The organism is Bacillus sp. 7884-1, from assembly GCF_002272245.1.
Taxonomy (GTDB): Bacteria; Bacillota; Bacilli; order Bacillales; family Cytobacillaceae; genus Neobacillus.
On the sequence record NZ_NPDD01000030.1, the window covers coordinates 1 to 26,653 of the forward strand.

Consider the following 26,653-nt stretch of genomic DNA (forward strand, 5'->3'; position numbering starts at 1 on the left):
CTTTCCTTAGTGGAGCGGAAATCAACAGACTATTTTAAAATCGCTTAAAAATAAAACAATTCATTTTAGATGTGTTAAAATAGAAATACGATTTAAATGAAATTCCGAAGATTCAACTTATTGTTAATGACCAAAGGGGATTGATTTAATTGTTAATTAAAGAATGCATCGGATACGAATTGGAAAAGGAAAAATCAAATACTTCAGAAGACTTCTTTAATAGAAGTGAAGTTACATTTATCGAGGATTCTGAGGAAAAGACCCTGCATGTATTGTATGTTAGATACTTTGAGGAATTTTTCCCAGAATTCACTCCTTATCAGCAAAATCCAATTATCACGAAAGACAATATTCAAGTAACATTTAAGGACATTGTTGCCTTAGTGTGTTTAATCAAAAATCCAGGATTACGCAATCGTAAACGTTTATACATTAATTCTAAACAGGAATTTGCCTCATATTTTCAAGATATTGATTTTGAAAAATTACCTGAAATTGTACTTGCTGTTAAGCAAATGAATAAATTCGAGCTGCGTTCTCCGCTCGATTACATTAAGCAGCCAAGATAGTTGTTTAATAAAGAATTCAAAGGGGTGTTTAGATGGGAAATTCATTGGTTAAATCGCAGCTTAAAGATGTAGGAGGGTTTTTAACTACTACGATTCGTACTCTAGAAAGTTATTTAAATGAAACAACCATTTCGCAGATGGAGCAACAGTTATCCGGAGATAGTGTTTATTATAAAATAGTCCTGTCAAACCTGAGAAAATTGCTTGTTTATTGTGAAGAAGGCTTTGATGCGTGCTCAGTTATTTTGCTAAGTGAACCTTTCCAGAAAGCAACGGCAGAAAAAACCCTTTATCGAATTTTTCATCAATGTATTGAAGAGTTTTTTTCTCCAAAAAATGATGCTTGGTTTGAGGATAGTCGTTCCGCATATACAGGAAGAAATTCAATCAAATTTTATAAAAGCGTACCTGAAAGTGTACAAGAATTAGTGAAAGGACTCGAGGGAGAATTTCAAAGAGTCAGAGAAGAACTTGAATATTATGAAACAGATTACCGTACGAAAATGATACAATCGAAATAAATGATTATCTGAAACTGTCCTTTTGCAAGGGCAGTTTTTTCTGTGATTTAGGTTCGTCTCATTTACATAAATGTTCATAATCACAGATATATTTCATACCTTTTAGGTAGATTCAAAATAAAGGGTGGGATAAAATGAATCGATTTAATCAGTATGTTCGTGAATTATTTGAATGGAATGAAGAAATGAAAAGTTTCTTAGAAACAGAAGATGTGAAAGATAATTTAGAGTTATGGGAACAGCTGGAACAGTTTACAGAGTTAATTGAAAATACAGGAAAATCATTATCAGATAATGAAATGCTCAGTCTACAAGCAACAGCAGAGGAAATTCATGAACAAATGGAAGATTATTTTTCTCGTAAACAAGGAGTGGGGAGTATCTGGGTTGAGAAAAAAACTATCCCGCCTGGAGGTCATACCCTCCCTGAGTTACCTTACGCCTACAATGCGCTTGAACCCTATATCTCGGAAGAAATCATGAGACTGCACCATGATAAGCACCATCGCTCATATGTAGAGGGATTAAACAAAGCGGAGATGAACTTAAAGAAAGCTAGAGATAACAATGATTTTTCCCTAATCAAACATTGGTCTAGAGAATTAGCATTTCATGGCTCTGGCCATTATCTGCATACTATTTTCTGGAAGAACATGATACCTAAAGGAGGGGGAAGCCCTCAAGGACTCCTGAAAAGAGAAATTGAAAATTATTTTGGCAGTTTCGATAAATTTAAAAAACAGTTCTCTGAAGCAGCAAAACAGGTTGAAGGTGTGGGGTGGGCTATTCTTGTATGGTCACCACGGGCAAGGCATCTTGAGATTTTACAATCAGAACGGCATATGCTGCTAACGCAATGGGACACCATTCCACTGCTCGTTCTGGATGTTTGGGAGCATGCTTACTACTTGCAGTATAAGAACAAGCGGGCTGAATACGTTGACAATTGGTGGAATCTAGTTAATTGGAATGATGTTGAAATGAGGTTTGATAAAGCCTCTGAAATAAAATGGCCAGCATTTTAATTGTAGGGCAATCGGCGAATAGTCGATTGCCCTTTTCATTTTTCAGGACAAATTGTCATATCAAGCCTTGTCCTGCATAAAATTTTAGAAAGCTAGTATTGATGCTAGAAATGTTAACGAAGGGGACGAGGTAAACTTATGAGAATGATTTGGAAGCTAGTCATTTTTGCCCTCATGGTCTCACTATTCATTGCAAACATTCCTCAAAAGGTGGATGCTTCCGTTTCCGTAAGTGCACGAGGTGCAGTACTAATGGAGCAAGAATCAGGGCGTGTCCTATTTGAGAAAGATGCCCACACAAAGAGGAGAATCGCTAGTATTACGAAAATTATGACGGCGATTCTTGCTATTGAATCGGGAAAAATGAATGAAATAGTGAAAGTAAGTGAACAAGCTACCCGAGCCGAGGGGTCGTCGGTGTACTTAAAGCCTGGGGAAAAGATTAAGCTTGAGCATTTAGTATATGGTCTGATGCTTAGGTCTGGCAATGACACTGCGGTTGCCATTGCTGAACATGTAGGAGGAAGTTTAGATGGGTTTGTTTATTTGATGAATCAAAAAGCCAAAGAGATTGGCATGTTGAATACTCATTTTTCCAATCCACATGGTTTAGACGATCATGAAGACCACTATTCCACTGCCTATGACATGGCTCTATTGACTCGGTATGCAATGCATAACAAAAAATACCAAAAAATAGCTGGAACAAAGAATTACAAAGCGCCAAATCCAACTGAAAATTGGGACCGCGAGTGGAAAAATAAAAACCGCCTACTTACAAAATATAAATATACGACAGGCGGAAAAACCGGTTATACAAAGCGTGCGAAAAGGACCCTTGTTACAACCGCAGCAAAAGGAGACATGAGGTTAATTGCTGTAACCTTGAACGCTTCAGATGATTGGAATGATCACATAGCCATGTATGAAAATAGCTTTAAAACCTATGATATTGCAGAAGTGTTATCAAAAGGAAAAATAGATATTAAAACGAATAAATATTATCAAAAACATTTATATGTAAATAAGTCGATTGTTTATCCTGCGACAGATAAGGAAATGGACATGTTCTCCATAAAGTATAAATTAAATAAGCCGGGAGAAGACTGGGATGAATCAAATCATAACGGAGAAGCAGTTGGTAAAGCCCAAGTTTTCCTTGATGGTAAAGTGGTAAAAGAAACACCTATTTATTATCAAGGTGGTCCTGAGAAGAAAAAGGGTATATTCGATTCTTTAAAAGAATTATTTCTATCAGTAATTGGCGTGAAATTAAATGGTTAATTATATTTGGGTATTTATGACAATTGTTGGCTTTGTGTTTGCCATGATAAATGGAACAATGGCAGAAGTAAATAAGGCAATATTTGATGGGGCAAAGGAAGCTGTGACACTCTGTATTGGGTTAATCAGCATACTTGTGTTTTGGTTAGGGATGATGCGGATTGCACAAGAATCTGGATTACTAGATTTGTTGTCTAAGTTATTTCGCCCGTTCGTTAAAAGGATATTTCCTGATGTGCCAACCAATCATCCTGCCATGGGGTATATATTGTCTAATATGATTGCGAACATGTTTGGGTTAGGTAATGCTGCTACACCGCTTGGAATCAAAGCGATGGAGGAATTAAAACAATTAAATGGCGGCAAGAATTCAGCCAGCAGGTCGATGGTCACCTTTTTAGCAATAAATACTGCAAGCATTACCATCATTCCTACAACAGTTATTGCAATCAGGATGAACTACAATTCTGCCTCCCCGACTGAAATTGTTGTACCAACCTTAATTGCCACCATCATCTCAATGCTCGGAGCAGTTATGATAGATCGTTATTTTTATAATCGACGAAGTCGTAAAGGATGAATGCCGCATGGAATTTCTATCACTTATTTCCTTAGGTTTTATTCCTGTCTTAATAGGTTTTATCCTCCTTTATGGAACCATAAAACAAGTTCCAACTTATGAAAGCTTTGTTGAAGGAGGAAAAGAAGGAATCAAAATTGCCGTCTCCATTATTCCGTTCCTTGTAGGCATGCTTGTAGCGATTTCTGTCTTTCGTGCCTCAGGAGCTCTAGAAGCATTAATGAATTGGATTAGACCAGCAATGGAAGCAATCGGAGTCCCTGCAGAAATTATTCCCCTCATTATAATAAGGCCAATTTCTGGAACAGCTGCACTTGGTATGACAAGTGACCTAATGGCTGTTTACGGTCCAGATTCTTTTATTGGCAGACTAGCTTCTGTTCTGCAGGGAAGTACAGATACGACTTTTTACGTGTTGACCGTTTATTTCGGAGCTGTCGGAATCAAAAAAATGGGTGATGCCCTTAAGGTTGGCCTTCTGGCAGATGTAGTCGGAATTATTGCAGCAATAGTCGTAGTGGTACTAGTATTCGGTGCACAGTAAACTGATGGGAAAGAGCAGGGTCATAAAAAATAAGCAGGTTCCTAAAGTGTAAAACATTAAAAGGGGCCTGCTTTTTTGTATTTCATCCATTAAAAAAGCCGTTACTTTGAAAAAGGGCAATTTTGTGTCATAATTCATTAGGGAAGAATAACAAATTTGTTTCCTAATAAACTGTGGTGCCCAGCACCCAGTATTCAAAATAAAGGTAAACAGCTGAGGTGGATCATATTGGAAAGATTGCAAAAGGTAATTGCTCGAGCAGGGATAGCTTCAAGAAGAAAGTCTGAAGAATTAATTAAAGAAGGAAAAGTAAAGGTCAATGGGAAAGTAGTGACAGAGCTAGGTGTAAAAGTTACACAATCAGACAAGGTTGAAGTCAATGGAGTCCAGATTGAAAAGGAGGAACCCGTTTATTTTCTTTTATATAAACCGCGCGGTGTTATTTCGAGTGTAAGTGATGATAAAGGAAGAAAAGTAGTAACGGATTTCTTTCCTTATCAACAAGAAAGAATTTTCCCGGTGGGACGTCTAGATTATGATACTTCCGGATTATTGCTCCTAACTAATGATGGGGAGTTTGCAAATTTACTAATGCACCCTCGTAATGAGATTGAAAAAGCGTATGTCGTTAAAGCGAAAGGTATTCCATCAAAGGAGAATCTTAGAAAGTTAGAAAAGGGAATTCATCTTGAAGATGGAAAAACGGCTCCGGCTAGAGTCAAAATGCTGTCAGCAGATAAGCAAAAGCAAACTTCTATCATTGAAATAATCATCCATGAAGGACGTAATCGCCAAGTTCGGAGAATGTTTGAAGCAATTGGACATGACGTTTTAAAATTAAAACGTGAGCGTTATGGCTTTTTAACTTTACATGGATTATCTGCTGGGGATGCTAGAGAATTGACACACCATGAAGTGAAGTTATTAAGAGGGCTATCTTTGGAGTCTACTAAAAAAAATTCATAAAGATGTCACAAATTCAGTAGGGAGAATTTACTATAGACACAGTGTAAAATGATATAATCTAGACAAACTGTGTCTCTTAATTGTGACTTTCAGGGAGGGAGAATTATGAAAAAACGGCGATTAATAATGAGGACTGTGATTTTGTTCATTTTAGCTGCTGCCGTTGCCTACACTCTTTATGCCAACCTGACCAAAGACAATAGAATGAAGGTCGAAGTTGGTAAACAAGCTCCTGATTTTGTGTTGGTTGATATGGAAGGTGAAAAGCATAAGCTTTCTGACTATAAAGGACAGGGAGTATTTTTAAATTTTTGGGGAACCTGGTGTAAGCCATGTGAAGCAGAAATGCCTTATATAAATAATCAATATAAACATTATAAAGATAAAGGTGTACAAGTGCTGGCTGTTAATGTTAGCGAATCAGAATTAGCCGTTAATCATTTTATAGAACGGAAAAAGCTTGATTTTCCTAATGTTATTGATAAAGACGGACAGGTTCAAGCCGCATATGGAATTAACCCGCTTCCGGCAACATTCTTAATCGACAAAGATGGGAAAGTGGTTAAATATCATACAGGAACGTTAACGGAAGCAATGGTTAGGGAGTTTATGGAGAAAATTAAACCTTAAGAGGTTGTAGGGAGTTTTTTGCAATGAAAGATGTTAAATGTGAATGCGGACATGTTAATCCACACGGAACCGTATTGTGTGAGGCATGCGGAAAAGTTCTAGATGAACAATCAACAGATAAATCACTGCTGGATATGCGCTATGAAGGCAGTGCCCGCCGCTCACAAACATATAATAAGACCATAGTTGATAAAATATGGAACTTCTTTTCTTCCGTCAAGGTAGGTGTATGGCTTATCGTCATCACGCTAGTTGCTTCTGCAGCTGGGACGATTCTTCCACAGGAAATGTACATACCCCCTACAATGCCAGCAAAGGAATATTATGAGGACCAGTATGGCTGGTTTGGAAAATTATACTATGAACTAGACTTTAATAATTTGTATAGTTCATGGTGGTATTTAATATTAATCGCGATGATAGGAATTTCCCTTGTTATTTGTAGTCTTGATAGGGTTGTCCCGTTGTATAAGGCATTAAAGGCTCAAAGAGTAACAAGACATGAAGGATTTTTAAAACGTCAGCGTCTGTTTGGCATAAGCGAGAATGGGGATCAAGATGACATAGCAGTCGTTAAGCAACGCTTAAAGGCTAAACGCTATCATGTACGGGAAGAAAACGGAGATTTGCTCGCAGAAAAAAATCGTTTTTCGCGCTGGGGTCCATATGTGAACCATGTAGGATTAATTATCTTCTTAATTGGCGGCATGCTGCGATTTGTTCCCGGGATGTATATTGATAGTGTCTTATGGCTACGTGAAGGTGAAACAAAGATTGTCCCTGAGACAGATGGACAATATTATGTGAAAAACGAGCAGTTTATTCTTGAAAATTACGATAAAGAAAAGGATAAAACCTTTGAAGCAGCGATTGACCGCGCTGGGATGGTTGTTAAAAATTATCAGACAAATGCCGTACTTTATAAAAGAGTAGGACCAGCAATTCCAGGGGAAAAGCCTGAATTAGAAAAAGTGAAAGAACACAAAATTAGAGTGAATCAGCCTTTGAAATTTGAAAGGTTTGCTTTATATCAAGTAGACTACAAGCTTGATGAATTAAATACAATGTCGTTCTCTTTAACAAATAAAGATACCGGCAAAACGTTTGGTGACATAAAAGTAAATCTCTATGACCCAAAGTCAAAATATGACCTTGGAAATGGATATGCTGTTGAAGTTTTGAGTTTCTTCCCAGATTTTGAATTTGCTGAAAACGGGGAACCGACAACAAAGTCCAGGATACCTAATAATCCTGCTTTTGTATTCAAAATGATATCACCAGAAGTCCCAAAAGGGGAAACGAGTTTTGTTGCAATACAGCAAACCATTGAGCCATTAGGGGATAACCAATACAAAATGGCATTCAAAGGAATTGAAACTAAAAATGTTACTGCCTTAACCGTTCGTAAAGATTTAACGATATGGATTATTATTTTGGGTGGAATTCTATTTATGATTGGTGTAATCCAAGGTGCCTATTGGAATCATCGCAGAATATGGGTACAAAACAAAAATGGGGAAATTTGGATCGCCGCACATACTAATAAGAACTGGTACGGTTTAAAAAGAGAAATTGAGTCGACACTTTTGGAAACGAAACTAATTATTCCTGATGATCAAATTCAAAAGGAAAGAAATGATAAGGAGGGTGTCTAGTTGGTAACATTAAGTAGTAATTTACTTTATATTGCATTTATCCTTTATTTAGTAGCGACCCTCTTCTTTGGCGGGGCCATTAAGGCCAAGAAGGATATCGGAGAAAAGAAAGATACGAATCGATGGGGGAAAATTGCCGTCGTGGTAACAATTGTTGGCTTTGCTTCTCAGGTTGGCTACTTTATTACTAGGTGGATTGCAGCAGGACATGCACCTGTTAGTAATTTATTTGAATTTACAACCTTTTTTGGTATGTGTCTTGTGGGAGCATTCATCGTTATTTATTTTATTTATCGAACACCGCTTCTTGGATTGTTCACCATGCCTGTTGCAATTCTTGTTATCGCCTATGCAAGCATGTTTCCTAGGGATATCTCACCATTAATACCAGCATTGCAAAGTGACTGGCTTCATATTCATGTCACGACTGCTGCTTTAGGTGAAGCCATTTTAGCAATAAGCTTTGCCGCGGGATTGATATATCTGGTCAAGGTAATTGATCAATCTAAAGCTTCGAAGAGAACCTTTTGGCTTGAAGCCGTAATGTTTGGGTTGGTAACAACATTAGGATTTGTTCTTGTATCCAGTTTATTCTCTGCTATGGATTATAAAGCAGAATTTAATTGGATTGATAAGAGTGGCAGTGAGGCAAAAATTGAGTTTACCATGCCAGCGATTACTGGTCCTCATGAGGGTGAACTCCTAACCAGCGGGAAATTTGAACCACTTGTAGAAATGCCTGCATTGATAAATGCGAAGAAAATGAATTCTGTTATTTGGTCGTTTATTGGCGGGTTTATCCTTTATGGGTTAATTAGATTAATTTTAAGAAAACGTATTTCCGCCGCATTGAAGCCTTTAGTTAAAAACATCAATTTGGATTTTGTAGATGAAATAAGCTATCGATCTGTATTAATCGGGTTCCCTGTTTTTACCTTAGGTGCTTTGATTTTTGCGATGATTTGGGCACAAATTGCCTGGACAAGATTCTGGGGCTGGGATCCTAAAGAGGTTTGGGCACTGGTAACATGGTTATTCTACGCAGCCTTCTTACACCTTCGTCTTTCAAAGGGATGGCATGGTGAGAAATCAGCCTGGCTCGCCGTTATTGGTTTTGTCATAATTATGTTTAATTTGGTCGCTGTAAACCTAGTTATTGCAGGACTTCATTCCTACGCAGGATAATAATTTTTTAGCCAATAGTCTTTACTTTTTCCAAGTAAAGGCTATTTTGCAAATAATTATATAGGAAAAAGGTCTTTTGTCAAAAAATTGACACTTTTGGAAAGACAATTACGGTAAATTATAGATAATAATTATCACATTTTGTAAAATAACAGCATGGGGGGATTATTAATGGATAAAGAAGTAAAGATTTTAGTGGTAGATGATGAAGAAAGAATTCGTCGATTATTAAAGATGTATTTAGAGCGTGAGGAATATACAATTGATGAAGCAGAAGATGGTAACGAAGCGTTAACGAAGGCATTTGCAAATGATTATGATGTCATTCTTTTAGATTTAATGATGCCTGGCAAGGACGGGTTAGAGGTTTGCCGTGAATTAAGAGAAAAGAAGGCTACGCCTGTTATTATGTTGACAGCTAAAGGTGAAGAGGTTAACCGTGTACAGGGATTTGAAGTAGGTACAGACGACTATATTGTAAAACCATTCAGCCCAAGAGAAGTAGTATTACGGGTTAAGGCTCTATTAAGAAGGTCATCTCAAACTAGTTATCTCCAAACAGATACAACAACTAAGGATGTTATTGTGTTCTCACATTTAACAATCGACAATGACGCACATAGAGTTTTGGCGGACGGTAAGGAAGTAAGTTTAACTCCAAAAGAATATGAATTACTATATTTCCTAGCAAAAGCACCTGACAAGGTTTTTGACCGGGAGCAATTACTGAAAGAAGTATGGCATTATGAATTTTTTGGAGATTTGCGTACGGTGGACACACACGTTAAGCGTCTTCGTGAAAAATTAAATAAAGTCTCCGAGCAGGCAGCAAGAATGATTGTTACCGTTTGGGGTGTAGGTTACAAATTTGAGGTAGTTAGTGAATGACCTTTTTACGAAGTGTAGTTGGAAAGCTTTGGTTAACCATCATATTTTTGGTTGCCTTCATACTTTTCATCTTAACTGTAATGCTCCTAGAATTTTTTGAGAATAACAATATTACGGAAACCAAAAATGATTTAACTCATCAGGCTGAGAAAATAGCAAAAGTGCTGGAAAATCATCCGGATGAGCAATTTCCCTTAGGTTTAGAAATCTCTTGGGAAATTATTGATGAATTCACAAAGGTGGTTATCATTAAAAATAACCATGAGGTATACTTCTCTCCCAACTCTGAAAAGTCGGTGAAATTATCTTTACCCGATATACGTAATGATGTCGAGATGTCAAAAGTCTTTGAAGAGGATATAACGGTTGAAAAAGTGGCGAAGCTTTCATCGAATAATTCAGGGAAAGATACTGCTAAATATTCGATTATTGGTGTACCTCTGCACATGGATGATGAGCAAAATGGTGCAGTATTTATCTATCAATCCTTGGAAATCATTCAAGAAACCACACATTCGACCACTAATTTTATCTTACTTGTTGCGGGTGTAGCTATTATTCTGACAACTATTTTTGCCTTCTTTTTATCTAGCAGGATTACAGCTCCTTTAATCAAAATGAGGGAAGCTGCCTTCGAAGTGGCAAGAGGGAAATTTGATACGAAGGTTCCAATCCTGACTCATGATGAAATTGGGGAACTTGCCACAGCCTTTAACCAGATGGGTAGGCAGTTGAAGTTTAATATGAATGCACTGAGTCAGGAAAAAGAACAGCTTGCAAGCATCCTGAGTAGTATGGCGGATGGAGTTATTACTTTTAATCGAGACGGAACAATCCTAATTTCCAATCCGCCCGCTGACCGTTTTTTACAATATTGGTACTATGAAAAAGGGAGATCTGGGTCTTCTTCTGAGGAAATTCCAACACAAGTAATGGAGCTTTTTCAACAGGCTGTTGATACAGAGACAGAGCAAGTAGGGGAAATTTCTCTTCAAGGCAGACATTGGGTCATTCTGGTTAGTCCGCTATACAGTAACCGATTTATACGTGGGGCTGTAGCAGTACTAAGAGATATGACAGAAGAACGAGTATTAGAAAAAATGAGAAAAGATTTTATTGCAAACGTTTCTCATGAGCTAAGAACACCAATTTCCATGTTACAGGGCTACAGTGAAGCCATTGTAGATGACATTGCTGAATCTCAGGAAGAGAAAAAGGAAATGGCAAAAGTAATTTACGATGAATCATTGAGGATGGGGCGACTTGTTAATGAGTTGCTGGATCTTGCGAGAATGGAAGCCGGGCATATTCAACTAACGCTGGATGATATGAATCTGCCTGTGTTTATGAATAGAATTGTTCATAAGTTTCAAGGGCTTGCTAGAGACAATGAGATCCATTTAAGTGCTGATTTAGAGAATGATATTCCAAACATCATATTTGATCCAGATCGGATTGAACAAGTATTAACTAACTTGATTGATAATGCTATCAGACATACACCACAAGGTGGTTCAGTTAGGTTACATGTAAGGGATGATGATTTCGGTATAAAAGTGGAAGTGTCTGATTCAGGGTCTGGTATTCCAGAAGAAGATTTGCCATTCGTATTTGAACGTTTCTATAAAGCAGATAAAGCAAGAACTAGAGGCAGAGCTGGTACAGGATTAGGACTAGCTATCGCGAAAAATATTATTGATGCACATCACGGTCATATCACAGTACAAAGTAAAATAGGACAAGGAACGACATTTGCCTTCTTACTTCCACGAAAATGAGAAGAAAATGGCGATTTCTCTTGATTCACGGGAAACAATTATATTGATACAAGAACTCATCCAAAGGGTGGGTTTTTTGTTTTGCCTTCACTTTTAATGATAAAAAGTCTATATTTATAATGTGAAACTTTTTGTACATAAGTATCGACTAATTCTATGAACGGGGAGGGGAATGGATGGACTCCGTTTTCGATGAGCTATACCAAAAATATCATCATGACGTTTTTCAATTTCTATTTTATATGGTAAGAAACAAAGAACAGGCAGAGGATCTAGTCCAAGAAGTATATATAAGAGTGTTTAAATCGTATCATCGCTTTGAAGGTAAAAGCAGTGAAAAAACATGGCTATTTTCTATCGCACGAAATGTTGCCATTGATTCATTTCGTAAGCAAAAGGGATGGAAGGGAAGACTGCTTGAAAAATTTGATTGGTCTCATAGTCAGATAAAGGATGAGTATCCAATTCCAGAAGAAATTACGATTAAAAAGGAAGAAATCAAATGGATTTATCAATGTTTGGACCATTGCACTGTGGATCAACGTTCTGTTGTCATATTGCGTTTTTTAAACGATTTGTCGATTACCGAAACGGCACAAGCTCTGGATTGGACGGAAAGTAAAGTGAAAACAACACAACATCGTGCATTGAAAGTATTGAAGAAGCATATGGAAATATTTCATGATAAGGAGGGATTAGAGAGTGAAGAAGTCAGAGTGGAGCGATAAGCAGCTCGAAGAATTACTTAGGCAAATGCCAAAAATAGAAGATCATCGCAATCCTCGTGACATTTACCAAAATCTTTCTATAAAAAAGAGAAAAAAATCAGCATGGCTAATTCCAGGTTTTGCAGCAATAGCAGCATTACTCCTTTTTTTCATATTGATTCCTAGGTTTATAGATGGAACACAATCTTTTGATAGCGCAAAACAAGAAGAATCTTCAAGTCAGGAAAAGATAAGCATCGCGGACGACAAATCATCAATACTGAATAAAGAAGAAGATGGTTTATCAGGTTCAGAAGCTAAAATGATGATGACCGAAATGAATAAAACTGCTATATACGATGATGAAGTAGAGAACGGAAAAGTCATCACTTATTGGATCCCTGATTCGCAGGCACAAATACTAGTCCCCGTATCCATAGTTGTCCCTCCAGATGATAACAAGAATTGGCTGACTATTTTTACTGAATCAATGGGACTATTAAAGGAAGAGGAATGGGGATTGACAGACTTTTATCCCCTAAACGCCACGTTTGAATTAGATGAAATAAATAATACTGTGATTGTTGATGTACCTAGTGACCATAAATATGGGGATGGGTCTACTGGTGAAATGACTTTTTTAGATATATTGCAGAAAACAATAGCTTCGAATAGTCAAATAAATAATATTATTCTTAGAACAAATGGACAGCCTGGAATAGAATTTGGTAATTATGGTGAAATGGATAAATTAGATGTTAATCGAGAAGGTAAACATGGCTATTTCTTTTATACACCTGATGGATTGGAAACCACCTACCTGGTCCCTTCGACTAATACATTTCAAGATATAAATGCTGCCTTAGAAGCGATGAAGACAGACCAAGCAGAAGGTAGCTTAGCATCCTCAATAGGTCCATCCTTTCAGATAAAGGAATTTTCAATTCAAGATAACAAATTAATCATTAATATGGATGGAAGCACACTAATGGAGAATACTCCAGCAACAGTTTATTCTTTTGAAGCCATTTTATTAACTGCAAAGGATTTTGGGATAGAGACGATAATGGTAGTAAACGCTCCTATTAAGCTTTTAGGACCATTTGATTTATCAAAGGAAGTGAAGGTTCCATTGGCACCTAATTACCGCCCAATTGAATAATACAAGAAGAAAAAGATTGACCACTAAAAGGTTAATCTTTTTTTGTCTAGTTGCACAAGAGTAAGCTTCGGAAGCAATGCCTCGCACGAAGGAAAAGCGTTAGCTTTTTCGAGGAGGCGCCTTCCACTTTTCTTTACTTTTATGAATAAAAAACCATTTCTCTCCAAATTATAACAAGTATGCTTAACCGCTCTGGCCAACTATATGTTCTAAATGACATAAGGTAAACATATGGTGTGTGGAGGAGAGGACAAGATTAAGGAGGAAAACAATCAAATGCGAGACTACATAAGGCGGCTTTTAATTGCCGCAATTATGGCGCTTTGTGTCAGCTTATTATTCTTAGGTGGAAAGCAGACTGAAGCGAGTATGCAGGATTCAAAAGAAATAAAAGCTGGATGGATATGGCCCGCAGATGGTGTCATATCTGATACATATGGGACAAGGCATGGAACACATAAGGGAATCGATATAGCTGGCAGGTTAAATTCTCCTATAATCGCTGTGGAGGAAGGGGTTGTGGGCAAATCCTATTATTCAAATACATATGGGAATGTGATATTTCTTAAGCACCCAAATAACTATGTTACCGTTTATGCCCACTTAAATAAGCGACTTGTAAATACAGGTCAAGAGATTAAACAAGGTGATAGAATTGGGATGATGGGGAGAACGGGTGAATCAACAGGTGTTCATCTTCACTTTGAGAGTCATCAGGTAGAATGGACATTTGATAAGAAAAATGCCATTGATCCAGAAACGCTGCTTGGACATACAGAGGTAGGCGTGGCAGTAAAAGGTGGAATAGCGAGTAATACTGATAGTCTTACAGCAAGTACGTATGTAAAGGGCGATAAAGCACATTATATTGTTCAAGCAGGAGATACACTAACCTCCATTGCACAGAAAAGCAATGTATCAGTTGCACAACTAATAGAAGTCAACCAGTTAACATCAGATCTTATCCTGCCTGAACAAGTTTTAGTAATCCAAAAATAATTAATATTGCACTAACCGTCAAAAACGGTTAGTGCTTTTTTCTTTTCAAAACAAATACTTACTAGTATAATAAAGGAGTAATTAAATATCGATCTATCTTCGGGGCAGGGTGAAATTCCCGATCGGCGGTATTAGAGTTAATCTCTTGAGCCCGCGAGCCTTTATGGCAGGATTTGGTGTGATTCCAAAGCCGACAGTATAGTCTGGATGGGAGAAGATGGAGGTTCTTGCGACGTTCGAAAAATGCTGGTATACTGAACGTTTATTAAGAGTGCCTTTGTAAACTCCCTCAAGATTATTTTCTTGAGGTTTTTTATTTTACTAGGACACCTTAAAAGCTGTTGAACCTCTCTTCCTAACTTGATGGATCAAAAAGGAGAGAGGAAAAGAATGAAGAAAAAAATGAGTGTCAAAGCAATTGTTTCAATTGGAATGCTGAGCAGTATCGCATATCTTTTAATGCTGATTAACTTCCCGCTACCGCCATTTCCAAATTTCTTATTTATTGATTTTAGCGATATCCCAGCATTAATCGCAGCTCTAATTTTTGGACCTGTTGCAGGAATATTAGTTGAGTTTTTCAAAAATGCACTCAATTATATTGCAACTGGAAGTGCAACTGGAATTCCAGTTGGCCATATTGCTAATTTCCTTGCGGGGATTCTATTTGTATTGCCAACCTACTATGTATACAACAAGATGAGAACCAAAAAAGGAATGACAATCGCACTGATTGCAGGGACCCTTATTATGGCGGTAATGATGAGCATTTTAAACTACTTATTTATTTTACCGGCATATACCTCGCTGTTGAAGTTTCCTGACATGCGGAATTTAGTGGTACCGGCGATTTTACCATTTAATATCATTAAAGGCATAATCATGTCTTCTATATTTATGCTGCTATTCATCAGAATGCAGTCATGGATTAATAAATTAACTATTGTAAAAAGTGCTTAATAGCAAAGAAACCAGGTCGTCTGCCTGGTTTCTTTTTTTTGCAAAGAATAAATAACCCCCGTCAAAGAATGACGAGGGTAGCAGCTTAACAATATTTTAATGACAAAATATTATTCGAATTTAGTTGGATTGCCGTCAAATGCTTCGTCAGCAACTTTAATTGAATCAGTTGGACAACCTTCGAAAGCATCCATCATGTCATCAATTAATACATCAGGGATTTCAACAATACCCTCGTTATCATCAAGAGTTACAAATGCAATGCCCTCATCATCATAATCATAAATGTCTGGTGCTGCTGCTCCACATGCTCCGCATGCAATGCAAGTTTCTTTGTCAACAATCGTGTACTTTGCCATGAAAAAAAAACCTCCCAATAAAATAACTTACTCATTCCATATTAAATGGAAACGCATTACTCATTCCTATTGTAAAACTGTATGAGTAACTTTTCAATAGAAAAATACTCTATAGGATTTGGATTCCCTAATCTTCCACATTTTTTAGCAACACGACCATCACTTTCATGATAGAATAGGGATAGAAAAATAGGCGATTTTGTCGATTTTAAGCAAAAAGTGGTGAAATGGAATGTGTGAAATAGAAAACATTTTATTATATTGTTTGAAACAACTAAACGGTGAAAGAACAATTTATTCCATCTATCACCTTTTAAATGGAAAAAAATCATCACAAACACTTCAGGATGCGCATTTATATTCACTTAAAAGGTACTTTCGAATTCTTGAACCATTAACGCGCGAATCTTTTGATCAAATTTTCAACAGTTTACTTGATAAAAATATGGTGGAAGCCTTTGGGGATCAAAGATTTAAACTCACCCCAAGAGGACAAGCTTACTTACTGCAGCATCCACAGCCATCCTATATAAATGGATGGAAGTATCAACTCAATACATTGTTAGTTTGGGAAAGACTGTCACTGCTCGTTCAAGTAGCTTCTAATATTATATCTAAAGAAACGAAATACATCCCCATTCAAAAAAATACTGAGGTTCATAACTGGTTGAAGGACTTATTAAAATCTACCACGATACCAAAGCAGGATCTAGGAGAGATTCTCTATTCTGAATTAGTGGATATTTTTGAACAGGCAAAAGATATCAATCCTTCTGTATTGGTTTTTAGGTTAACGGGATATCAACAAATTGGATTGACCTCTATGCAAACGGCGAAAATGCTGAATATTGATTCACTGCAATATCATCTCGCATTTACCAATAACCTCCATTGCTTAATCCAATTCATTGAAAAAAATCCTGCCCGTTATCAGGTGTTATCATCACTGCTTGCAAATTTTGAACAAAAAGATTCCTTAACTCTTTCTTCTCGTAAAACCTGGGAATTATTAAATCAAGGTTTTTCTCTGGAGGAGATCGCAAGTATTCGTCATTTAAAAATAAGTACAATTGAAGATCATCTTGTAGAATTTGCTTTAAATATAAAAGACTTTTCCATTAATTCCTATGTGGAAGAAGGAACCCAACAGAAGATTTTAGAAATTTCACGGCAAGAAGCTACTAGGCAGCTTAAAGTAATCAGGAACATTTTAAAAGAGACTTCCTACTTTCAAATAAGACTCGTTCTAGCAAAGTATGGTGATAGACAATGGAATTAGAAAAACTTTTATTTACGTATTTTGGTTATCAGTCATTTAAAACAGGGCAAAAGGAAGTAATTTCGTCTTTACTCGGAGGGAACCATACGATTGCAATGCTTCCTACAGGCACAGGTAAATCTTTATGTTACCAACTTCCAGGGTATTGTCTTGATGGGCAGATATTAATCATATCTCCTCTTTTATCACTTATGCAGGATCAGGTGGAGCAATTAATGAAATTTGGAGAGAAACGGGTAATTGCTTTAAACTCATTTCTTGATTCGGATAAGCGGGGATATGTATTACGCAATTTATCAAAATTTAAATATATTTTTGTTTCGCCAGAAATGTTAAGCCTGCCTGCTATTATGAAAAAGATGCAAGCTCTTACTATCTCTTTATTTGTAGTGGATGAGGCACATTGTATTTCACAATGGGGCTACGATTTTCGCCCAGATTATTCAAAGCTGGGAGATTTTCGAAAGAAACTTGGGAATCCACTAACCCTAGCTTTAACAGCAACCGCAACTAAAAAAGTAAGAGAGGACATTATCCAATCTCTTGATTTAGAAAAATATAACAAGATTGATTCGACGATTGACCGGCCTAATATTTCCTTTTATGTTGAAGAGGTACCTAATTATCATGATAAGCAATCCCGTTTGTTAGAAATAGTTCTGCAGTTTCAAAAGCCGGGAATTATTTATTTTTCAAGTAAAAAGGTTGCAGAACAAATGGCTTCTCTATTAGTAGAGAAGGGGATTAAGAGAACAATGGCTTATCATGGAGGCTTAGATCAGGAACAAAGAATCTTAATACAACAGCAATTTATTCACGGACAACTCGATGTAATTTGTGCAACAAGTGCTTTTGGTATGGGTGTTAATAAGGAAAACATTCGATTTATCATCCATTATCATATGCCAATGCAAATCGAATCATATCTGCAAGAGATTGGCAGAGCTGGACGTGATGGCGAAGCGAGTATTGCGATATTATTATACTCACCTGGTGATGAACAACTCCCTATTCAGCTCGCGGAAGGAGAACTACCCTCTGAGCTGCAAATTGATTGGCTGTTCTCGCATTTAGTAAACAGTAAAATACCGAATGATTCTTTCTTAGAAGATAACCAGTATTTACGAGAGCAAGGCGGCTTTTCTGAGGTTCAATGGCGTATTATGCAGGACCTAATCAAAAATACTCAAGGCTCTTCCAATCATGAACAGGTAATGCATAAAATAAAAGAATTCGTAAATGAAAGATTAAAGGTAAAGAAAGAAAGTATTAAATTTATGAAAAAATGGATTAAGTCAAAATCATGTAGAAGAGAATTAATTCTAGAGTACTTTGAAGAAGGTGCTGTTAAGGAAAGTGTAAGGAATTGCTGCGATATTTGCGGAATCCATTTTGATCAATATCAAGCAACTGAGGGCGAACAAACGAATCATGTGATTGAAGGAATGTGGAAAGATTATCTAACCAATATTCTATTAAATAGTGAGTTGAGTAAATGAAAAATAAATATAACGAATTAATCAAAGGATTAACCGATAGAGAGTTACTCTTTCATTTATATATGACCCAAATCATACTCCTTGTTATAACTATAGTTTTAGGTATTCTATTGTTTGATCAATTTTCATTTATGAAGGCTATTAATTTTTCTGACATGAGGATTTTGTTGATTGGCGTACCTGCAGGGGTTGCGGTGGTCATTTTAGATATTCTATTAATGAAATGGCTGCCGTCATCATATTACGATGACGGTGGTTTGAACAAAAGAATTTTTAGAAATAGAAGTGTCCTCCACATAGCTTGGATTGCTGCATTTGTAGCTATCAGTGAAGAATTACTTTTTCGAGGCGTCATCCAAACAAAGATTGGCCTTATACTAGGTAGCCTTATTTTTGCTATCATCCATTATCGATATCTTTTTAATTGGTTTTTATTTACTAATATTGTAATTCTTAGTTTTTTCATAGGTTACATGTATGAATGGAGTAACAATTTAGCTCTTACAATAGTCATGCATTTTACAATTGATTTTTTATTAGGTCTTTATATTAAATATAGACACTCCAAAGAGATAGATGGACAGGAGGGACTGTTTCATGAATAAAGAAGAACCTTTCAGAACCCAGGCGGAAAGGCTTAAACAGCGTATTGAAAAAATAAACGAAGAAACATCCGAAGGTCGTGACAAATTACCCCCAAGAGAACAGATTCATAGGGAAAAGAGAAAGAAAACGAAATTGAAAGTGAAATATCCGATTATTCGGATATTGGTATTGTTTTTTATTCTTCTTCCTATTGCTATTTTTAGTGCTTACTCCTATCTTGAGGAGGGAAAAAGCAATAAAACAGAAAAAGTCACTGGTGATTCTTCCGGATATGAAGTTATTAATTTTGAAAAATCTGAAACAGAAAGCAGCAGTGTTAACAAAGTTGTTGAGGAAGAAGATAAATCGACTGTGGAAATTGAGGAAGATACAATTGAAGTCCAACAGCCAGTCAGCCCAGAGACTCCGGTTCTGGATCCCGTTTCAGAACAAGGCAATAATAATATACCGAACACGGATAAAAATAGCAGCGTTTCTACAGAAACAACGATTACCCATACGGTCAAAACGGGAGAAAATCTCTATCGGATTTCTTTGAAGTATTACCATTCAAAAGCTGGAGAGGAAATCATCCGAAAAGCAAATAAATTAAAGGGAAATGAAATCTATGTTGGACAAGTTTTAAAAATCCCTGTAAAAAAGTAGCCGATCATTTTTGATCGGTTTTTTTATTTGAATTTTTCATAATTTATCGGACAAGTTCATATTTATGTTAATGAGGTGTTGATATTATGGATAAACCAATTCTTTCACTTGAGCATACGGATGAAGCAACGAAACAAATGTTAGAAAATGTCCGAAAAAGAAAGGTTAAGTTTGATACCGCTAAAAGATGGCACTATTTATCTATTTATTCTATGCTGCTGTTCGCTTTCCTGTTTTTTAGTTACTTCTATTTTATGATTGCCAAACAATACTCTTATTCTTTTTTTGCAATGTTTTCTGCTTCTGTAAGTGACGCCATTAATATCAGTTTGATGGCTGTTACAGCCATATTGTATGGTGCGATGAATGTATTGAAACAGCAGAAGGATAAAAAGGAGAAAGAATATCAGGAATTAAGATGTGAAATAGTTAATCGCAGTAAGGATTTATGGAAAAAGGAAGAACATTGGAAAAATCGCCATGTTGATTTTGATGTAATGAAGAAAATCTATGATATTAATCTGTATCACGAAAAAAAATAAGAAGCAGCCTTGGTCTGCTTCTTACGAACATTAAAAAAATATTTTCTTTCCTTGTTCATCCTTTAATATTTCTACTGCTTCACGGAAGCGCTGTGAATGAATGATTTCTCTTTCGCGAAGGAACCTTAAACCATCATTTAAATCTGGGTCATCGCTTAGATTAATAATCCATTGGTAAGTAGCCCTTGCCTTTTCCTCTGCTGCAATATCTTCGTAAAGGTCAGCAATGGGGTCACCTTTAGCTTGTATATAAGAAGCAGTCCAAGGCACCCCAGATGAATTTTCGTAATATAGAGCATTATCATGTATAGCATAGTGATCACCTAATCCGGCTGCCTTCATCATTTCTGGGGTGGCATCCTTTGTGAGTTTATAGATCATAGTGGCAATCATTTCTAGATGCGCGAATTCCTCCGTTCCGATATCTGTTAATAATCCAATTACTTTATCAGGTATGGAATATCTTTGGTTTAAATATCGTAAAGCAGCTGAAAGCTCACCATCTGCACCGCCATATTGCTCCACTAAATATCTAGCTAAAGTTGGATTACAAGTACTTACACGGACCGGATATTGAAGCTTCTTTTCGTATATCCACATGTACAAATTTCCCTCCCTCAGTTAATAAAAGTGTTTTACACTTGCCATGGCCAAGGCGGCTCGTTCCAGTTCCAAGGGTGTCCAGAATAGCTGTTGCCAAACTGCTGAAGAGGACCAAATTGACTCTCAAATACCTTTTTTATCGTTTTTCTTTCTTTTGCATAATGATTGAATTGCTTAATTGCTTCAAGGTCGTCAGGGTGTGTGTCTAAATACAGTGTTAATTCGACTAAGACAAAATCAACAGCTTGAAGCTGTTCCATTATTTGATAATATTCAGGCGGGATTTGTTTCATCTCGGAACTCCCCCTTTAGCTTTCTCAAATGGATTAAAATAGGGGTCGTAAAATGGTTTCCAAAGTGTTCCTGCTCTCAGTGCTTCCTGTGGTGAGAATTGTGGAAGGTTAGGTGGTTGAAAACCGATATATAGATTCGGCGGAGTAGAATAAGTTTTTTCTAGAATCGGCTTACACGGGTCAAATGGACCAGCAATCGGACAATATGTTTTATAAAGAGTAAACATTGTCTCCCTCCCTTTGTAAACATCATTAATAAATATGAAAATTTTCAAAGTTCATGACATGATTCTTGAAAAAAAGGATAAATCCATGTTTCGTTGAAGTATAATAGGAAAGTAGGATAATTACGTAGAGGTGATGGAAGTGTTTGTAAAAAATATGATGATTCCAAATCATGCCTGTGTGACCGTGCAGGAAAACACATCAATGGCGGAAGCTTTAGAAAAATTGGAAACCCATCAAATTGATGGATTGCCAGTACTAAAAGGTGAAAAGTATCAAGGGGTAGTTACACGCTACAAAATTTATGAGAACTACTTTTTGTCCGGGAAACAGAAGGATGAATATTTAAGCAACGTTACAGTTAAAGATATTGCTACACATCAAGAGAAGTACTTACTCGGTGAAGAAGTTTTTGAAAAGACGCTTCTTGACTTAAAAGACTTCCCGCTTTTAGCTGTAGTTGACTCAAATCGTAAATTTCTAGGTGTTGTAACACGATCTGATGTCCTTTCCACTTTTCAGAGTGCTTTCGGAGTAAATCGCCCAGGGGTAAGGATTGCTTTTACATCAGTAGAAACAGAAGGACGTATCGCACGACTTTCTGAAATTGCGCATCACTTCCATGAACATATTATTTCCCTCGTAACGTTTGATGAGACTGATAAATTAGTTCGGAGAATTGTCATGAAGGTAGAAAAGAAAGATAATATTGAACGGTTTACAAAAAAACTTGAAGAGCAGGGTTTCCGTATTTTAAGCATTCAAGAAGACTAATAAATCTGAATGGAAAGAATCCAATTCCTTCTCATACAATGTATGGGAGGGATTTTTGTGTTGAGGATCATTTGGCGTGTATTAGTTATTCTTGTGTGTGGATATTTATTTATTGAATGGGTACCAATTACTTACCCATTTCATTTTGCTGATATTTTGGTCGGCCCGATTATTTATCCATTAGAATTTTTTGCAGCCTCATTAGCTTTTTTCTTTGGATTAGTCATCAGTCTACAACTATTTCGACTGCTTCTCCAAATGACATTTAAAATAGTGAAGAAAAAACGGAGCAAACGTTAGTCCTGTTTGGTTTTAGGTTCCTATATGGTATGATTTTAACTAGAACATTAAGATTGGAAAAGGGGAAAATATGGGTTATATTATCGTTTTGCTTCTGATTATGGGAGTGGTTCTTATCTTGTATATGGTAAAAGAAGCGTTCCTTAATCATGTGGTACATCATGAGATGACTTTCGAAGATTTTCCAAGGTCCTTTGGATCGGTATCAATATTCTTTATCTCAGATATTCACAAGCGTCTTATTTCCGATGATATTATCACAGCTGCGATTGGGAAAACAGATATCGTGGTAATTGGCGGAGATTTAATGGAAAAGAAGGTTCCCTTTGAAAAAGTAAGAAAGAACCTTGAGAAATTAAAACAATTAGGACCCGTGTATTTTGTTTGGGGGAATAATGATTATGAAACAGATTTTCGTAAATTAGATGCTATTCTTTTGGATTATGGAGTAAAAGTATTGGATAATACTGCTGCTATTTTTGAATCGGCAATTGGTGATAAATTATCTTTACTGGGTGTAGATGCCTTAAATCAAGAAAGAGACAGACTTGACTTGGCATTATTGGATGCTGAGGATAATAGCTTTAAGATATTGGCAAGTCATTACCCTGACATAACAGACAAAATAATGCCAGAACATAAAATCAGCCTCGTGTTAAGTGGCCACACCCATGGAGGACAAATACATATTCTAGGTTACAGTCCATATAAAAAAGGCGAAGTTGAAAAATTAGAAAACACAACGTTGTTAATTAGTAATGGTTATGGCACGACAGGCGTGCCCCTAAGATTAGGCGCTCCTGCACAATGTCATTTGATCACAATAAAGAACGAGCAGTAATATTCATTTATGAATGGTTTGGTAATATCGGGGGAATTAAGATGGGTGACCAAGAAGGTAAATATAATATTAAAGCTGCTGCATTAATGCTGGGGGTTCAGCCTGGAACGCTAAGAGCATGGGAAAGGCGTTATCAATTAATAGCACCAGTAAGAAATGAAGCAGGACATCGACTATATACAGAAGACCATATAAAGATTTTAAAGTGGTTAATAAAGAAGGTGAATCAAGGATTTACCATCAGTCAGGCGATTTCCTTAATGGGACATAGTCAGATACAAATCGATTCAGAAGCATTAAACCTAAATCTTAGTAATCCATTAATCAGTTTAACGGAAGGTCTTTATGATGCCTTAATCCACTTTGAAGAGGAAAAGATAAACGAAGTAATCAATTCAATGTTTAGTATTTTCACGATGGAAAAAGTAATCATAGAGATTTTTAGTCAAATCTTTAAGAAAATTGAGGAGTCCCTTAATGGAGGAAAGATAACCAAAGCTCAAAGGAATTATTCAGCATCATTCTTACAAGCACGAATTACAACCGTTATTCATAGCTTTCCAACTAATGCTCATCTTTCCAAAGCTGTATGTCTTACATACTCCCAAATTGGGGATGATATAGGACTAGGACTGCTAATGTTCAGCTTTTATCTAAGAAAACGCGGGGTAGAAGTAATAAATATAGGTGCGTTTCATTCTGAAGAAGATATATGTGAAACATTAGAAATTATCCATCCTGATTTATTTATCGTCTCATGTGAAGAACAGAAAGACTTAGATGAAGCACTTTCACTTGTTGAACTGCTATCCAAAAATCATCAAGATTTTTCCATTGGTATTTGTGGTGAAGCAATTACATCAATGAAACCCTCTGATAAGAAACAGTTTTCAACCTTTGTTCTTGGACAAACGGTAAATGATTGGGAAATGTGGCTAATGGAACGGATGGTATTTTAGACAAAGCACCAACCAACGCCATTGACATACACTAGGGATAAGAGTTATGTCACGGCAGGGGGCAAAAGAGCATGCGCTTAGAACGCTTAACAGTCAATAAGATAAAGATTTTTTTAACCTCTGATGATTTAATGGAAAGGGGACTTTCCAAAGACGATATTTGGAAGGATTCAATAAAATGGCATCAACTTTTCCATGACATGCTGGAAGAGGCAAGCGAGGAATTTGATGTTGAGATTCAAGGTTCTGTAGCAGTTGAAATATTCGCCTTGCAGACTCAAGGAATGATAATGATAATAACGGTTGATGAAAATATTGAAGAAGAAGAAGAAGTATTATTTGATGGCTTTGTAGAAATGCAGGTTAGAGTTGAAGGGTGTGAAAACCTGCTATATCAATTCGATAGTATCGAAGATATTATCGATCTTTCTCACAGGCTGACACCACTGCAAGTTAGCGGCGGCAGTTTATTTTCCTATAATAATCGATATTACTTACTAATAAATAATCTAGATCCTTCGTTAGTAGAAAAAATTGCAGCTTATTTATCTGAATACGGAAATCCTTCCATAATTAGTACGCATGTACTTGCCGAATATGGCAATCAAATTATTAAGGACAATGCGGTGGAAACGATACTAAAATATTTCAAATAGCTTTTTATATCCCAAGACAATGTAAGGAGTCCGCCGCTCCTTTTTTGTTTGAACACAAAAAACAACCCCTTTTTATTTTAAATGGCAGCGTTTACAAAAATTACTGGAAAAGTAATGAAAAGTGTATTTTTCATCTTGCATAAATCCATTAGTCGTGTATACTTGTGTCTGAAAGCGACAACATTATTTATAGTGATTTTCTAGGAGGTTTACAGATGGTAGCCGAAAAAGGTAATGAAAAAACTAATCAAGAGGAAGAGAATAATGTGTTAACTTCAACACAGACAGTTATACATAAAGCTCTTGAAAAGTTAGGTTATCCTGAAGAAGTATATGAGCTCTTAAAAGAGCCATTACGTATGATGACAGTGAAAATTCCAATTAGAATGGATGACGGATCTATAAAGATATTTACCGGCTATCGTGCACAGCATAACGACGCAGTCGGTCCTACTAAGGGCGGAATCAGGTTTCATCCCAATGTATCAGAAACTGAAGTTAAGGCACTTTCCATTTGGATGAGCTTGAAGTGTGGAATTGTTGATCTTCCGTATGGCGGTGGAAAAGGCGGAATCATTTGTGACCCGCGGGATATGTCATTTAGAGAGCTAGAAAGATTAAGCCGTGGATATGTACGAGCAATCAGTCAAATTGTTGGTCCAACAAAGGATATTCCGGCACCGGATGTTTTTACAAATTCTCAAATTATGGCTTGGATGATGGATGAATATAGTCGAATAGATGAATTTAACTCTCCAGGATTTATTACTGGAAAGCCTCTTGTTCTAGGGGGCTCACATGGTCGTGAATCTGCTACTGCTAAGGGTGTAACGATATGTATCCGTGAAGCAGCTAAGAAAAAAGGGATTCAAATAGAGGGTGCCAGGGTCGTCATTCAAGGCTTTGGTAATGCAGGAAGCTTCTTATCGAAATTCATGCATGATGCAGGAGCTAAGGTTGTTGGTATTTCTGATGCTTATGGCGCATTATATGATCCGAATGGACTTGATATTGATTACCTGCTAGACCGCCGAGATAGCTTTGGTACGGTAACGAAATTATTCAATAATACGATTACAAATAAAGAATTACTAGAACTTGAGTGTGACATTCTTGTACCGGCTGCAATTGAAAATCAAATTACAGCTGAAAATGCACATAATATTCGTGCAAGCATAGTGGTAGAGGCTGCTAACGGACCTACAACACTTGAGGCAACTGAAATATTAACAGAGCGTGGTATTTTACTTGTACCGGATGTACTTGCATCTGCTGGCGGAGTAACTGTTTCCTACTTTGAATGGGTTCAAAATAACCAGGGTTATTACTGGTCAGAAGAAGAAGTAGAAGAAAAACTTGAAAAAGTAATGGTAAAATCATTTAATAATATTTATGATACTGCACAAACACGCCGTGTCGATATGCGCCTATCCGCTTATATGGTTGGAGTAAGAAAAATGGCAGAAGCCAGCCGATTCAGAGGTTGGATTTAAAAGCTTTATTATTGAAACATACTAAAAAAACTCCTATCATATGACGGTAGGAGTTTTTTTGAATGGCTGTGTTAAAGTCGATATTAATTTTGGCACTCTGTTGGTTGGAGCGGAAGGCACGAAGAC

General features: G+C 36.7%; 31 protein-coding genes and 1 riboswitch. Of the genes, 27 read left to right on the plus strand and 4 right to left on the minus strand.

Features of this window, described 5'->3' with window-relative positions:
• Nucleotides 1-149: 149 nt before the first annotated feature.
• The 16 genes from CHI06_RS04535 to CHI06_RS04610 all read left to right on the plus strand — a co-directional run bounded on the left by CHI06_RS04535 (nt 150) and on the right by CHI06_RS04610 (nt 15,453).
• Nucleotides 150-569, plus strand: a complete 420-nt coding sequence (locus CHI06_RS04535; RefSeq protein ID WP_095247240.1) for a hypothetical protein — start codon at nt 150-152, stop codon at nt 567-569.
• Between the two features lie 32 nt (nt 570-601).
• On the plus strand, nt 602-1,090 hold the full coding sequence (locus CHI06_RS04540; RefSeq protein ID WP_095247241.1) for a YpuI family protein: 489 nt from the start codon (nt 602-604) through the stop codon (nt 1,088-1,090).
• Between the two features lie 134 nt (nt 1,091-1,224).
• Nucleotides 1,225-2,115, plus strand: a complete 891-nt coding sequence (locus CHI06_RS04545; RefSeq protein WP_095247242.1) for a superoxide dismutase — start codon at nt 1,225-1,227, stop codon at nt 2,113-2,115.
• Between the two features lie 138 nt (nt 2,116-2,253).
• On the plus strand, nt 2,254-3,399 hold the full coding sequence (locus tag CHI06_RS04550; RefSeq protein ID WP_179292533.1) for a D-alanyl-D-alanine carboxypeptidase family protein: 1,146 nt from the start codon (nt 2,254-2,256) through the stop codon (nt 3,397-3,399).
• Complete coding sequence (locus tag CHI06_RS04555) at nt 3,392-3,979, plus strand: nucleoside recognition domain-containing protein (RefSeq protein ID WP_095247243.1); 588 nt, start codon at nt 3,392-3,394, stop codon at nt 3,977-3,979. The genes CHI06_RS04550 and CHI06_RS04555 overlap by 8 nt, the downstream gene beginning before the upstream one ends.
• Nucleotides 3,980-3,986: 7 nt before the next feature.
• Entirely contained in the window at nt 3,987-4,523 is a 537-nt protein-coding gene (locus CHI06_RS04560; RefSeq protein ID WP_095247244.1) for a spore maturation protein, read from the plus strand.
• A gap of 228 nt (nt 4,524-4,751) precedes the next feature.
• On the plus strand, nt 4,752-5,489 hold the full coding sequence (rluB, locus tag CHI06_RS04565) for a 23S rRNA pseudouridine(2605) synthase RluB (protein ID WP_095247245.1): 738 nt from the start codon (nt 4,752-4,754) through the stop codon (nt 5,487-5,489).
• Between the two features lie 105 nt (nt 5,490-5,594).
• Nucleotides 5,595-6,119 carry a thiol-disulfide oxidoreductase ResA gene (resA, locus tag CHI06_RS04570; RefSeq protein ID WP_095247246.1) on the plus strand — a complete coding sequence of 175 codons (525 nt, stop codon included), beginning with the start codon at nt 5,595-5,597 and terminating at the stop codon, nt 6,117-6,119.
• A 23-nt stretch (nt 6,120-6,142) separates the two neighbouring features.
• The gene (gene resB / locus CHI06_RS04575; RefSeq protein ID WP_095247247.1) at nt 6,143-7,774 is read left to right on the plus strand and encodes a cytochrome c biogenesis protein ResB; all 1,632 of its coding nucleotides are present in this window, start codon (nt 6,143-6,145) and stop codon (nt 7,772-7,774) included.
• Nucleotides 7,775-8,959, plus strand: coding sequence for a c-type cytochrome biogenesis protein CcsB (gene ccsB / locus CHI06_RS04580; RefSeq protein ID WP_095247248.1), 1,185 nt, complete (start codon nt 7,775-7,777; stop codon nt 8,957-8,959).
• Between the two features lie 171 nt (nt 8,960-9,130).
• Complete coding sequence (locus CHI06_RS04585; RefSeq protein WP_095247249.1) at nt 9,131-9,847, plus strand: response regulator transcription factor; 717 nt, start codon at nt 9,131-9,133, stop codon at nt 9,845-9,847.
• Complete coding sequence (locus CHI06_RS04590) at nt 9,844-11,625, plus strand: ATP-binding protein (RefSeq protein WP_095247250.1); 1,782 nt, start codon at nt 9,844-9,846, stop codon at nt 11,623-11,625. Before CHI06_RS04585 ends, CHI06_RS04590 begins: the two co-directional genes overlap by 4 nt.
• Before the next feature lie 176 nt (nt 11,626-11,801).
• Nucleotides 11,802-12,353, plus strand: coding sequence for an RNA polymerase sigma factor SigX (gene sigX, locus CHI06_RS04595; protein ID WP_095247251.1), 552 nt, complete (start codon nt 11,802-11,804; stop codon nt 12,351-12,353).
• On the plus strand, nt 12,328-13,494 hold the full coding sequence (locus CHI06_RS04600) for a GerMN domain-containing protein (RefSeq protein WP_095247252.1): 1,167 nt from the start codon (nt 12,328-12,330) through the stop codon (nt 13,492-13,494). The genes sigX and CHI06_RS04600 overlap by 26 nt, the downstream gene beginning before the upstream one ends.
• A gap of 276 nt (nt 13,495-13,770) precedes the next feature.
• Nucleotides 13,771-14,493, plus strand: coding sequence for a peptidoglycan DD-metalloendopeptidase family protein (locus CHI06_RS04605; RefSeq protein ID WP_095247253.1), 723 nt, complete (start codon nt 13,771-13,773; stop codon nt 14,491-14,493).
• A 91-nt stretch (nt 14,494-14,584) separates the two neighbouring features.
• Nucleotides 14,585-14,716: riboswitch (FMN riboswitch) on the plus strand.
• Between the two features lie 167 nt (nt 14,717-14,883).
• On the plus strand, nt 14,884-15,453 hold the full coding sequence (locus tag CHI06_RS04610; RefSeq protein WP_095247254.1) for an ECF transporter S component: 570 nt from the start codon (nt 14,884-14,886) through the stop codon (nt 15,451-15,453).
• Nucleotides 15,454-15,563: 110 nt separating this feature from the next.
• On the opposite strand, the gene CHI06_RS04615 is transcribed toward CHI06_RS04610, so the two are convergent.
• On the minus strand, nt 15,564-15,812 hold the full coding sequence (locus tag CHI06_RS04615) for a ferredoxin (protein WP_024030326.1): 249 nt from the start codon (nt 15,810-15,812) through the stop codon (nt 15,564-15,566).
• A 232-nt stretch (nt 15,813-16,044) separates the two neighbouring features.
• Here CHI06_RS04615 and CHI06_RS04620 point away from each other — a divergent pair, with 232 nt between their 5' ends.
• From CHI06_RS04620 to CHI06_RS04640, 5 genes are all read left to right on the plus strand, one after another.
• Entirely contained in the window at nt 16,045-17,091 is a 1,047-nt protein-coding gene (locus CHI06_RS04620) for a helix-turn-helix domain-containing protein (protein ID WP_095247255.1), read from the plus strand.
• Entirely contained in the window at nt 17,082-18,590 is a 1,509-nt protein-coding gene (locus tag CHI06_RS04625) for a RecQ family ATP-dependent DNA helicase (protein WP_095247256.1), read from the plus strand. The genes CHI06_RS04620 and CHI06_RS04625 overlap by 10 nt, the downstream gene beginning before the upstream one ends.
• The gene (locus tag CHI06_RS04630; RefSeq protein WP_095247257.1) at nt 18,587-19,195 is read left to right on the plus strand and encodes a CPBP family intramembrane glutamic endopeptidase; all 609 of its coding nucleotides are present in this window, start codon (nt 18,587-18,589) and stop codon (nt 19,193-19,195) included. Before CHI06_RS04625 ends, CHI06_RS04630 begins: the two co-directional genes overlap by 4 nt.
• The gene (locus CHI06_RS04635; protein ID WP_095247258.1) at nt 19,188-19,841 is read left to right on the plus strand and encodes a LysM peptidoglycan-binding domain-containing protein; all 654 of its coding nucleotides are present in this window, start codon (nt 19,188-19,190) and stop codon (nt 19,839-19,841) included. The genes CHI06_RS04630 and CHI06_RS04635 overlap by 8 nt, the downstream gene beginning before the upstream one ends.
• 86 nt (nt 19,842-19,927) lie before the next feature.
• Nucleotides 19,928-20,383 (plus strand): DUF2663 family protein, encoded by a 456-nt coding sequence (locus CHI06_RS04640; protein WP_095247259.1) that lies wholly within the window; start codon nt 19,928-19,930, stop codon nt 20,381-20,383.
• A gap of 30 nt (nt 20,384-20,413) precedes the next feature.
• Here CHI06_RS04640 and CHI06_RS04645 read toward each other — a convergent pair whose 3' ends face one another.
• The 3 genes from CHI06_RS04645 to CHI06_RS04655 are packed head-to-tail and all read right to left on the minus strand — an operon-like array spanning nt 20,414 to nt 21,506.
• Nucleotides 20,414-20,983 carry a manganese catalase family protein gene (locus CHI06_RS04645; protein ID WP_095247260.1) on the minus strand — a complete coding sequence of 190 codons (570 nt, stop codon included), beginning with the start codon at nt 20,981-20,983 and terminating at the stop codon, nt 20,414-20,416.
• Between the two features lie 35 nt (nt 20,984-21,018).
• Complete coding sequence (locus CHI06_RS04650; protein ID WP_095247261.1) at nt 21,019-21,279, minus strand: spore coat protein CotJB; 261 nt, start codon at nt 21,277-21,279, stop codon at nt 21,019-21,021.
• Nucleotides 21,276-21,506 carry a spore coat associated protein CotJA gene (locus CHI06_RS04655; protein WP_095247262.1) on the minus strand — a complete coding sequence of 77 codons (231 nt, stop codon included), beginning with the start codon at nt 21,504-21,506 and terminating at the stop codon, nt 21,276-21,278. Before CHI06_RS04655 ends, CHI06_RS04650 begins: the two co-directional genes overlap by 4 nt.
• A gap of 139 nt (nt 21,507-21,645) precedes the next feature.
• Between CHI06_RS04655 and CHI06_RS04660 the strand changes: the two genes are divergently transcribed.
• The 6 genes from CHI06_RS04660 to CHI06_RS04685 all read left to right on the plus strand — a co-directional run bounded on the left by CHI06_RS04660 (nt 21,646) and on the right by CHI06_RS04685 (nt 26,527).
• On the plus strand, nt 21,646-22,278 hold the full coding sequence (locus tag CHI06_RS04660; RefSeq protein ID WP_095247263.1) for a CBS domain-containing protein: 633 nt from the start codon (nt 21,646-21,648) through the stop codon (nt 22,276-22,278).
• A gap of 57 nt (nt 22,279-22,335) precedes the next feature.
• Nucleotides 22,336-22,578, plus strand: a complete 243-nt coding sequence (locus CHI06_RS04665; protein WP_095247264.1) for a hypothetical protein — start codon at nt 22,336-22,338, stop codon at nt 22,576-22,578.
• Between the two features lie 70 nt (nt 22,579-22,648).
• The gene (locus CHI06_RS04670; RefSeq protein WP_095247265.1) at nt 22,649-23,419 is read left to right on the plus strand and encodes a metallophosphoesterase; all 771 of its coding nucleotides are present in this window, start codon (nt 22,649-22,651) and stop codon (nt 23,417-23,419) included.
• Entirely contained in the window at nt 23,386-24,378 is a 993-nt protein-coding gene (locus CHI06_RS04675; protein ID WP_095247266.1) for a MerR family transcriptional regulator, read from the plus strand. Before CHI06_RS04670 ends, CHI06_RS04675 begins: the two co-directional genes overlap by 34 nt.
• 71 nt (nt 24,379-24,449) lie before the next feature.
• Entirely contained in the window at nt 24,450-25,034 is a 585-nt protein-coding gene (locus tag CHI06_RS04680; RefSeq protein ID WP_095247267.1) for a genetic competence negative regulator, read from the plus strand.
• Nucleotides 25,035-25,249: 215 nt separating this feature from the next.
• Nucleotides 25,250-26,527 carry a Glu/Leu/Phe/Val family dehydrogenase gene (locus CHI06_RS04685; protein WP_095247268.1) on the plus strand — a complete coding sequence of 426 codons (1,278 nt, stop codon included), beginning with the start codon at nt 25,250-25,252 and terminating at the stop codon, nt 26,525-26,527.
• Nucleotides 26,528-26,653 lie beyond the last annotated feature (126 nt).